The organism is Pseudogracilibacillus sp. ICA-222130, from assembly GCF_037892545.1.
GTDB lineage: Bacteria > Bacillota > Bacilli > Bacillales > Amphibacillaceae > Pseudogracilibacillus.
Genome location: NZ_JBBKBG010000022.1, coordinates 34,478 through 43,963, shown reverse-complemented (window position 1 = coordinate 43,963; position 9,486 = coordinate 34,478). Strand labels below are relative to the sequence as shown.

The following is a 9,486-nucleotide window of genomic DNA, read 5'->3' as shown; positions in this document are numbered from 1 at the left end:
ATTGTATCTTATTTTCAAAACGGCCTTTATATTTAGGCTTTTACACTTTTAAATTTATGGAAAGGAACGATAATGACAATGGAAAATAAACTTGATTTACTTTAGATTTGAACGTGGTAAAATAACATTTTCTTTTCTCACTCCAACGCAAGTATACTTATAGATATTTTCGTTTCTTTTCATAAAAAAAAAGAACATAGCATTTAGCTACATTCCTTTTTCGATAACTTTTTTCAATTGATAATATTTTCGAAGCATTGCGACTCGCCAAGTTAAAATCATAGTAAAAGCAAGTATGAAAAACATCCCACTCGTTTCTCCAAATGAAATGACACTTCCTATAATCATTTTAATGATCATGCGGATCATTAATAAACTGATTAAGATCAGGATAAATGCCTTTGACGGAATTACATATATATCTTTTTCGCTAATTTCAAATTTTGTTAATTTAATAAGAAAAATCGAAAAAAATAGTCCAACCATTACCGCTTCTCCAATCCCTAATAAAGAAACACGGAATGTCGGAAAAAGAAACATAAAAGCCCCCGTACTCATGAAGACAGGGGGCAAAATAATTTTTTTGGGAGTAATTGGCTTTGTTGCAGCTTTTGCCCGTACAAAAATCATGATGGTCGCCATCCCAAATGCAACTATTGTACTGGCTGCAACTAAAATTGTTTGATCAATTGATTCAATCATTTTGCTTACTCTTTCACTGAGCCTCTATCTGAAGCAATTGTTAAAATAATTGTCATGGTAGAACCGAATACAGTGAAATAGACACCAAGGTCAAATAACATCGCCGTTGCTAGTTCCACTTCGCCAACTAAAGGGATTGTAAATGTGCCAAATGTGTGTGTTAAAAACGGGACATTAAATAATAATGAACCTAGTCCAGTTAAAATTGCAACAAGCAATCCTAACGGAATGAGCTGGATATAATTAATACGAATGATTTTATTTACTTGTTCTTCTCCATATGCCATGAACATTAATAAAACTGCCGCTGTCGTCGTTAATCCACCAACGAACCCTCCACCAGGAGAATTATGTCCAGCCAATAGTAAGTATACAGCAAAGCCTAATAAAATAAATACAATTAAAGAAGATGTTGATTTTAAAATTAGGTTATTCGGTTTATGCATCGTAAAACTCCTTATATGTTTCATCATTTCTTTCTCTATTTTACACGAATATAACTAAAAATGAAAGCGCTAATTAAAACCCATAAAATCCTGTCCATTCAGCAAATAAGGATGATAATTTCGCCATCCAATTGAAAAATAATGCAATACCAAATCCAACCATAATATAGCCACCAATTTTTACTACTTTTTGGCTATGACGTTTTATAAAATCCATTTTTCCTATAAAGAAGGACAATACTAAGAATGGAATTGCAAAACCTAATACATAACTAATCATTAAAAGAATCCCTTGATCTGGATGGGTTGCCGCCATGGATAAAACGATGGCTAAAATAGGCCCCATACAAGGTGTCCATCCCATCGCAAATGCTAAACCGATAATAAATGTACCGATAAATCCTGACGGTCTATTTTTAAATTTTATCGATCGATCTTTCATTAAAAACTCAAAATTTAATACCCCAACAATAACTAAACCGAAGAAAATAATAACAATCGCACCAATTTGTCTAATTAAATCTTGGTACATTAATAAATATTTGGAAAATGCATTCGCCGAAAATCCTAACATAACGAATACTAGTGAAAATCCTAATAAGAAAATAACTGTATGGATTATACTGTTCATATTAAATTTTTTATCATCATTCGTTAATTCGTTTACACTCATTCCAGTAATATATGATAAAAATGCCGGAAATAAAGGCAACACACATGGTGATATAAATGATAAGAATCCTGCTCCGAACGCTAAAAATAAATTTACTTCTTCCATTTCTCTCCCCCTAAAACAAGCCATCATACATATTGTATCAGATATTTTATGAAATTAACGTCATCTGTTTGACAGTTATCTGAACGTTTTCATTTCCCAATTAATTTCCTTTCTTATTTCCCGGGTACCCGCAAAATGTTACAATTCCCACAAAGAATAAAGATACAATTTGTCGAATTATCCCTATTCTCATCAAAAAAACGAGTAATGTGCCATTACATTACTCGTTCATATATTCTAAATGTCGTTTAATTTTCTTGCGATAAACGATCTGTGATAAATAAATACTAATTTCATATAAAATAAAAAGTGGAATTGCTACCGTTACTTGTAGTACAACATCTGGCGGGGTTACAAGGGCCCCAACTATTAATAATATAAAATATGCATATTTCCGTGACTTTCTTAAAAAGTCCGGTGTTAAAATGCCTAAACTCGTTAAAAACATAATAATCATCGGTAGTTCAAATAAAATAGCAAATGGCAATGTAATTTGCATCATAAATCGGAAATATTTATCTACCGTAAAAAGTTCATTAAACATGCCGTCATTTAAATTTAATAAAAATGGTAAAATTAATTTAACAAACATAAAATACCCGAATACTAATCCACCAAGAAACAATATAAATACTGCTGGTATGTAAGATAGAGACACTTTTCGCTCTTTCTCTGTTAATCCAGGTTTTACAAATAACCATAATTGTAAACTAAGAACTGGTAAGGTTGCTACTATCGCTACAAGCCCCGCAATCGTAAAATAAATCCAAATAATATCCCCTGGACTTGTCACAGTTAATTTAAAATCAATATCACTTTCAAAAAAACTGTAAATATCTTTAATGAAAATAAATGCAAGGATAAAAAAACCAACGAAAGCAAAAGCTGTAACCATTAAGCGGTTCCTCAGTTCAGACAAATGTCCAACGACGTTCATTTCCTTCCCATTTACATTAGTAGACATTTTGCCCTATCGCTCCTTTGTTACACAAATGTGTACGATTAAAAAAGATGTAAGGATGTCCTTACACCAATTTATTCGTTTGACTCTTTTTTATCTTCTTTTTCATCGTCACCCATCATACCTTTTGTTGCATTCTTAAATTCTCTTAACGAACTTCCCGCAGCTTTCCCAATTTCAGGTAACTTTGAAGGTCCGAAAATTAATAACGCGACAACTAAAATTAAAATTAATCCTGGAATTCCAATTTGCGCCATGAATTTCACCTCATTTTTTATACATATACAATACACACAGTCATTGCTAAAAGTATGTTCCTAATTTAACCATCTTTATTATAAGCGAATTACTTTATCATTACAATAAAGAACATTTATTTTTTTCGATCATACTGGATAAAGTAATAATCATACACATTTTTGTCATCTTTTATCCCTTTTTCCTTGGTTGTTTCTTCCCATATGATTGGATCTATTTCCGGAAAATAAACATCGCCTTCAAAAGTTTCATCGATAACTGTCACATATAAACGATCTGCATGTGGAAGTATTTGTTCAAATAAATGGCCTCCACCAATGACGAATAATTCTTTTTCCTGATCCTTTTCCTGCAATGCAAAAATCTCTTCAATAGAATGGATCACTTCGACACCTTCAGGAAATGATTGTTTTCCCCTCGTTAATACGACTGTCGTTCTACCAGGTAAAACTCGTCCAATAGATTCAAACGTTTTTCTACCCATAATTATTGTTGAACCTAATGTTGTTTCTTTAAAATGTTGTAAATCTTTTGGTAAATGCCAAGGCATATCATTATCTTTACCGATGACATTATTTTTATCCATTGCGACTATAAGGGATAACATACGTAATACTCCTCACCTATTGTTTTTTACACAATCCGAATTATAGCATAGGAAATATGCCTTTTCTATTGCGACCTATCTTCTTTCAAGGCCTGTTCTTCTTATATATAGTAGGTTATATTTTTTCTCAACATAATTGTAATCGAGACAAAAATAGTTGCTACTCTTATTAAAGTCTTTCCTTTTCAAGTCTTTCTACTCGTTGTTTTAATTCTTTTATTTCTTGAAGTAATGCATCTCTCGGTATCTTGATTCGATTACTTATAACGGAAACAATCGATAACAACACAATAATAATAAAAAAGATGCCAATTCCAAAAATTAACATTAGTGCCATCGAGTCAATCCTTTCTTTTATTATATCCACATTGTACCATATCCTATCATAATTTTTAAAAAAAGGAGCGGAGTAAAGGAAATACATTGACGATGAATTTCATCACATAGAAGACGAGCAGATAAAATATACTAGCAACCGACTAATCACATATAAAATGAATATAAATTAAATTGGGAATCATTTTTGTTCGATCCAAATGTACAATGCTTCTTCCCCTTACTACGCGCTCCACAGGCTAGCCGTAATCAACAAAAAAATTAATCCGCTTTTATTAAATGTAAACATGCAAAAAGAGCACACGCTAGTAAAATTAACGTATCAAACGCTAGTTTACAAAGGTGCTCCTTATTTGTACTTTTGCTGGGAAACGTAAAAGTATATCTGAAAAGGCATTTACAATTTTTGAACCAATCCACTACTCATCTTTTTAAGTTTATACTGCAATATCTGCTTTTATTGTAGGATGTGGGTCATACCCTTCTAACTCAAAGTCATCCATTGTATAATCAAATACTGTTTCTGGTTTTCGTTTTAAGATTAAAGTCGGTAATTTCTTTGGCGTCCGGCTGATTAATATTTTTGCTTGTTCTATATGATTACTATATAAATGCACATCTCCTCCGGTAAAGATTAATTCCCCTACTTCTAAATCACACTGTGCTGCAACCATATGTGTTAAAAGAGCATAGCTTGCAATATTAAATGGTAGACCGAGGAATGTATCAACACTTCTTTGTTGCCACATTAAAGACAATTTACCATCTGCAACATAGAACTGAAATGCATAATGACATGGCGGTAATGCCATATGATCTACTTCTCCTGGATTCCATGCATTGACTAACAAACGTCTCGAATTCGGATTATGTTTAATTTGCTTGATGACATTCGTCATTTGATCGACAAAACGACCATTTTTCGTTTCCCATTTTCTCCACTGCGCTCCATAAACAGGACCTAATTCTCCATATTGTTTGGCAAATGAATCATCCGTTAAAATACGTTCTTTAAACTTTTCCATTTCAGCTTCGTAAACTGCTTTAAACTCTGGATCTGTTTGACTACGTAACCCGAAATCTGTCATATCAGGTCCATCATAATCTTCACTTTCTACCCATCGTTTAAACGGCCATTCATTCCATATATTATTCTGATGTTCTAATAAAAACTTTAAATTTGTATCCCCTCGTAAAAACCATAATAATTCACTTGCTACGAGACGAAATGGTACCCGTTTCGTCGTTAACAATGGGAAGCCTTCTTGCAAGTCAAAGCGGAGTTGACGCCCGAATACAGAAACCGTGCCTGTCCCAGTTCGATCCCCTTTTGTCGTTCCATTTTGTAAAATATCTTCCAATAATTGTACGTAATTTTGCATCTATCTCACCATTCTTACTTATAAATTTTATCGTTTAATAAACTATATCATTAATGATATAGTTACGAAAGCAATTTTATACGATCATCCAACCTTACGAATCAAAAAATGAATGGATTTTTCGACTCGTAATAGCCCGTTTAAAACGATACAGTTTCTCATAGATTCTATTATTGTAAATTCTATACAGAGTAAACAACTCCTATGAAAGAAAAGAATATAATATCATTTGGTTTCAAATTAACTGAAAGTTATGAATGTAACCGCTTGACTATATAAATGATAATCGTTATATTAATATATAACAAAGAAGTTGAATGGATTCATAAAAGTTACTTCATGTGTGCAGGTACAAACGCAATCCACCTTCAACATGATGTTTTTTTATGTTCAATCGTTTCTTTGTATATCAACACGGCATTCGTGAAAGAATTTAGGAGGATTATGTACATGCAAAATGGAGTTGTAAAATGGTTTAACGCCGAAAAAGGATATGGTTTTATCCAATTAGAAGAAGGAGACGATGTATTCGTACACTTCTCTGCAATCCAAGAAGAAGGATTTAAATCATTAGAAGAAGGTCAAGAAGTTACTTTTGAAATTGTTGAAGGTGAACGTGGACCTCAAGCAGCAAACGTTGAAAAAGTTACAAACTAAAATAAGGGACACATAAAAGTCCGAGTATATAAAATAACCTTTCTTACTTATAAAGTGAGGAAGGTTATTTTTTTTCTGTTATTCTTCTTTTTCCTCCCCTCTTGTAACGTTTTATCCAAAAAATGGTCACATTTTTTTCACATACTTTTATAACATGTATGTTTTAAAAACTATGCGAATTTACCTTTTAAAAGACTTTCGTCTAAATTGTGAAACGTTGACATGAAGCCTTTTATAAGGCCTTTTCTCGTGTATGATAAAGATAGAGTTAAAAAACAATAGTTGTTACAAAACAGGAGGAAACATTTTGTTTTTTAATTCTATTGTACTTATACATTATCTTTAATGAATGAATTTGTGATAGAGGGGAGAGATAAGTATGGGAGAACCGCAAAAGAAAAATCAAGCACATGTAGATGAACATGAAGGCATTGATTTACGAGGTACTTTATTCGGTGTTGGTGTAGTAGGTTTCGTCATTATTATTATGTGGTTTGGAGTTTGGTCTTTATTCTTATCAAGATAGACCGAGAGATTGGGAGGAATAGTTAAATGAATATGCACAAATATGAGAAAATATGGATCTTTTTTGGTTCTGCAACATTACTAGTATTCCTAACATTAGTTGGAATAAGTGCTTTCTATATGGGAAACAAGCCACCTAGTTGTGCAGTAACATTAGATCCTGAAACAGTTAGAGAGCATGCACTCTTTAAAGAACCTGGATTAAAAGAAATCGGAGACAACGAATATCAATTAACGATTGTTGCCTCTGCATTCGATTATGATGTAGGAAACCCTGAAAAAGTTATTGAAATTCCAAAAGGTGCGAAAGTACATGTCTCTTCAACAACAACAGATGTTATCCACGGTTTTGAGATTGCTGGAACAAACGTAAACATGATGTTAGAGCCAGGTTATATTAGTACCTATACGAATACATTTAAAAATGCAGGCACATATACATTAGTATGTAATGAATATTGTGGTGTAGGTCACCATTTAATGTCTGCTACGATTGAGGTGGTTGAATAATGGCACAAGGAGTAAGAAGTTTATCTAAAAAAGAATCACGCCTTGTTATGTCCCATATGTATGTTGCTTTTATTTCACTATTTATTGGGGCAACATGTGGTTTATTACAAACATTAGAACGTTCAGGTCACTTCCAATTACCAGCAGGTATTGGATATTATCAAATCTTAACGATACATGGTGTTATTTTAGGGTTAGTATTAACGACATTTTTTATTATAGGTTTCATGTTATCTGCTCAAAGTAAAACGACAGGTGGATACAACAAAACAGAACGTACGCTTGGATGGATCGCATTTTGGTTAATGGTATCTGGTACCATCATGGCAGCGACGATGATTTTACTAAATGAAGCATCTGTTTTATATACATTTTACGCGCCACTACAAGCACATGTTATTTTCTATATCGGTTTAGCACTAGTTATTATTGGTACATGGATTGATGGATTTGTTATTTTTAAACGTCATGCACGTTTCCGTAAAGAAAATCCTGGGGAAAAAACACCTTTATTAAGCTATATGGCTGTTATAACGATGTTAATGTGGCAAATTGCTTCTCTAGGTGTTGCGATTTCCGTTATTTTCCAAATGATTCCTTGGGCATTAGGTTGGACAGAAACAGTGAACGTTTTATTAAGCCGTACATTGTTCTGGTATTTTGGTCACCCATTAGTTTATTTCTGGTTATTACCTGCTTACATGATATGGTATGCAATTATACCAAAAATTATCGGTGGAAAAATTTTCTCCGACTCTTTAGCTAGATTTACATTTATCTTATTATTATTATTCTCAATCCCAGTTGGATTCCACCACCAGTTAACAGAACCTGGTATCGATCCATTCTGGAAATTCATTCAAGTTATTTTAACGATGATTGTTGTTATCCCTTCTATGATGACAGCATTCAGTATGTTTGCAACATTCGAGGCACGTGGACGTGAGCTTGGTGCTAAAGGAATGTTCGGTTGGTTAAAGAAAATGCCATGGGGAGATGCTAGATTTTTAGCTCCATTCATCGGTATGCTATTCTTCATTCCTGGTGGTGCTGGTGGAATCGTAAACGCGTCAAACCAAATGAACCAAGTTGTACACAACACGATTTGGGTAACAGGTCACTTCCACTTAACCGTTGCAACGACAGTAATGTTAACATTTTTCGGTGCAGCATACTGGTTAGTACCTTCTTTAACAGGAAGAACTTATACAAAATCAATCAATAAATTAGCAGTTACACAAACGATTTTATGGACAGTTGGTATGACTATAATGTCTACAGCAATGCATATTCAAGGTTTATTAGGTGGACCACGTCGTTCTGCATTTTCTACCTATGCAGGAAACGAAGATACTGCTGCATGGGGTGCATATCAAATTGCACAAGCTGTTGGTGGATCAATCTTATTCTTAGGTATGATTGTTATGATCATTATTTTCATCAATTTAGCATTCTTCGCCCCTAAAGGAGAGGAAGAATACCCGATTGCTGAAGTAAGTGATAAAGCAATTGCACCACCTAAAGTTTTCGAAAACTGGAAACTATGGACTGCAGTTACATTAGCATTAGTTTTATTTGCATACACAATTCCTTTAATTGATATTATTCAAAGTGCCCCTCCGGGAGCTAAGGGATTCAAATTATGGTAATGTAAAAGAGGGGTTCTCTCCCCCTCTTTTATCATTTTTAATGGAGGAAGTAAGATGAAAAAAATTTATATTACTTTTATCGCCCTATTTGTTTTAGGGGTTGGTGCTGGTATTTATTATTTAGAGATTTTCCGTCCTGGAACAGCTGAACTTCCGGAAGACGTTGTTATGGAAACAGCATTTGAAGAAACAGTTAATTTTAATGAACTGCCAAAACGTGCACGTTTAATTGAATTTATGTATACATCATGTCCTGATGTATGTCCCGTTACGACGCTTGAAATGGCTAAGTTAAAATCTACTTTAGAAGAAGAAGGTGTATTCGGCGATAAAGTTGAATTCATTACAATTACCATTGATCCAGAACATGATACAACAGAAGTTTTACGCGATTATGCAGGTCGATTTGAAGTAGAATCAGATGATGATGGTTGGCTATTTTTAACTGGATCTGAAGAAGAAACGAGAAAAATTGCGGACGCTCTAGACTTTGCATATCGTGACCCAGGTTCAGGAGAAATCATACATTCTACTTACACATACTTCATGGATGAAAATGATAACTTACTTGAAAAATTTACAATGGGAGAAGACTTTGATCGTGATCGTGCATATAAACGCATTATGAGAACAATCAATTAAAAAATCAGGGAGAAAACAAATAGATGTTTTCAT

13 protein-coding genes are annotated in these 9,486 nt (G+C 33.4%); 5 read left to right on the top strand and 8 right to left on the bottom strand.

All coding sequences use genetic code 11. The annotated features are described in order from the left end of the window. Positions 1 to 207: 207 nt before the first annotated feature. The 8 genes from WKT09_RS09670 to WKT09_RS09635 form a co-directional block, all read right to left on the bottom strand. The gene (locus tag WKT09_RS09670; RefSeq protein WP_340415829.1) at positions 208 to 702 is read right to left on the bottom strand and encodes a CcdC family protein; all 495 of its coding nucleotides are present in this window, start codon (positions 700 to 702) and stop codon (positions 208 to 210) included. Positions 703 to 707: 5 nt separating this feature from the next. Beyond that, positions 708 to 1,148, bottom strand: a complete 441-nt coding sequence (locus tag WKT09_RS09665; RefSeq protein ID WP_340415828.1) for a Na(+)/H(+) antiporter subunit B — start codon at positions 1,146 to 1,148, stop codon at positions 708 to 710. Positions 1,149 to 1,221: 73 nt separating this feature from the next. Further along, on the bottom strand, positions 1,222 to 1,926 hold the full coding sequence (locus tag WKT09_RS09660) for a cytochrome c biogenesis CcdA family protein (protein ID WP_340415827.1): 705 nt from the start codon (positions 1,924 to 1,926) through the stop codon (positions 1,222 to 1,224). A 220-nt stretch (positions 1,927 to 2,146) separates the two neighbouring features. After that, positions 2,147 to 2,890, bottom strand: coding sequence for a twin-arginine translocase subunit TatC (tatC, locus tag WKT09_RS09655; RefSeq protein ID WP_340415826.1), 744 nt, complete (start codon positions 2,888 to 2,890; stop codon positions 2,147 to 2,149). A 71-nt stretch (positions 2,891 to 2,961) separates the two neighbouring features. Beyond that, positions 2,962 to 3,144: a twin-arginine translocase TatA/TatE family subunit gene (tatA, locus tag WKT09_RS09650; RefSeq protein WP_340415825.1), complete on the bottom strand. Its 183-nt coding sequence runs from the start codon at positions 3,142 to 3,144 to the stop codon at positions 2,962 to 2,964. Positions 3,145 to 3,260: 116 nt separating this feature from the next. After that, a complete protein-coding gene (locus tag WKT09_RS09645; RefSeq protein ID WP_340415824.1) occupies positions 3,261 to 3,752 on the bottom strand; it encodes a dihydrofolate reductase in 492 nt (163 codons plus the stop codon). 169 nt (positions 3,753 to 3,921) lie between these two features. Continuing rightward, positions 3,922 to 4,089 (bottom strand): hypothetical protein, encoded by a 168-nt coding sequence (locus WKT09_RS09640; protein WP_340415823.1) that lies wholly within the window; start codon positions 4,087 to 4,089, stop codon positions 3,922 to 3,924. 436 nt (positions 4,090 to 4,525) lie between these two features. Continuing rightward, positions 4,526 to 5,470 carry a thymidylate synthase gene (locus WKT09_RS09635; protein ID WP_340415822.1) on the bottom strand — a complete coding sequence of 315 codons (945 nt, stop codon included), beginning with the start codon at positions 5,468 to 5,470 and terminating at the stop codon, positions 4,526 to 4,528. Between the two features lie 450 nt (positions 5,471 to 5,920). Here WKT09_RS09635 and WKT09_RS09630 point away from each other — a divergent pair, with 450 nt between their 5' ends. The 5 genes from WKT09_RS09630 to WKT09_RS09610 all read left to right on the top strand — a co-directional run bounded on the left by WKT09_RS09630 (position 5,921) and on the right by WKT09_RS09610 (position 9,453). After that, positions 5,921 to 6,127: a cold-shock protein gene (locus WKT09_RS09630; protein WP_336265571.1), complete on the top strand. Its 207-nt coding sequence runs from the start codon at positions 5,921 to 5,923 to the stop codon at positions 6,125 to 6,127. 379 nt (positions 6,128 to 6,506) lie between these two features. Next, entirely contained in the window at positions 6,507 to 6,653 is a 147-nt protein-coding gene (locus WKT09_RS09625; protein ID WP_340415821.1) for a cytochrome c oxidase subunit 2A, read from the top strand. A gap of 26 nt (positions 6,654 to 6,679) precedes the next feature. Beyond that, complete coding sequence (locus tag WKT09_RS09620) at positions 6,680 to 7,162, top strand: cytochrome c oxidase subunit II (RefSeq protein WP_340415820.1); 483 nt, start codon at positions 6,680 to 6,682, stop codon at positions 7,160 to 7,162. Then, a complete protein-coding gene (locus WKT09_RS09615) occupies positions 7,162 to 8,811 on the top strand; it encodes a b(o/a)3-type cytochrome-c oxidase subunit 1 (RefSeq protein ID WP_340415819.1) in 1,650 nt (549 codons plus the stop codon). The genes WKT09_RS09620 and WKT09_RS09615 overlap by 1 nt, the downstream gene beginning before the upstream one ends. 54 nt (positions 8,812 to 8,865) lie before the next feature. Further along, positions 8,866 to 9,453 carry an SCO family protein gene (locus tag WKT09_RS09610; protein WP_340415818.1) on the top strand — a complete coding sequence of 196 codons (588 nt, stop codon included), beginning with the start codon at positions 8,866 to 8,868 and terminating at the stop codon, positions 9,451 to 9,453. Positions 9,454 to 9,486: the final 33 nt, after the last annotated feature.

Excerpts from the sequence above, each read along its gene's own strand:
- WKT09_RS09670 (WP_340415829.1), bottom strand. The coding sequence starts at position 702 with ATGATTGAATCAATTGATCAAACAATTTTAGTTGCAGCCAGTACAATA.
- WKT09_RS09665 (WP_340415828.1), bottom strand. The coding sequence starts at position 1,148 with ATGCATAAACCGAATAACCTAATTTTAAAATCAACATCTTCTTTAATT.
- WKT09_RS09660 (WP_340415827.1), bottom strand. The coding sequence starts at position 1,926 with ATGGAAGAAGTAAATTTATTTTTAGCGTTCGGAGCAGGATTCTTATCA.
- tatC (WP_340415826.1), bottom strand. The coding sequence starts at position 2,890 with ATGTCTACTAATGTAAATGGGAAGGAAATGAACGTCGTTGGACATTTG.
- tatA (WP_340415825.1), bottom strand. The coding sequence starts at position 3,144 with ATGGCGCAAATTGGAATTCCAGGATTAATTTTAATTTTAGTTGTCGCG.
- WKT09_RS09645 (WP_340415824.1), bottom strand. The coding sequence starts at position 3,752 with ATGTTATCCCTTATAGTCGCAATGGATAAAAATAATGTCATCGGTAAA.
- WKT09_RS09640 (WP_340415823.1), bottom strand. The coding sequence starts at position 4,089 with ATGGCACTAATGTTAATTTTTGGAATTGGCATCTTTTTTATTATTATT.
- WKT09_RS09635 (WP_340415822.1), bottom strand. The coding sequence starts at position 5,470 with ATGCAAAATTACGTACAATTATTGGAAGATATTTTACAAAATGGAACG.
- WKT09_RS09630 (WP_336265571.1), top strand. The coding sequence starts at position 5,921 with ATGCAAAATGGAGTTGTAAAATGGTTTAACGCCGAAAAAGGATATGGT.
- WKT09_RS09625 (WP_340415821.1), top strand. The coding sequence starts at position 6,507 with ATGGGAGAACCGCAAAAGAAAAATCAAGCACATGTAGATGAACATGAA.
- WKT09_RS09620 (WP_340415820.1), top strand. The coding sequence starts at position 6,680 with ATGAATATGCACAAATATGAGAAAATATGGATCTTTTTTGGTTCTGCA.
- WKT09_RS09615 (WP_340415819.1), top strand. The coding sequence starts at position 7,162 with ATGGCACAAGGAGTAAGAAGTTTATCTAAAAAAGAATCACGCCTTGTT.
- WKT09_RS09610 (WP_340415818.1), top strand. The coding sequence starts at position 8,866 with ATGAAAAAAATTTATATTACTTTTATCGCCCTATTTGTTTTAGGGGTT.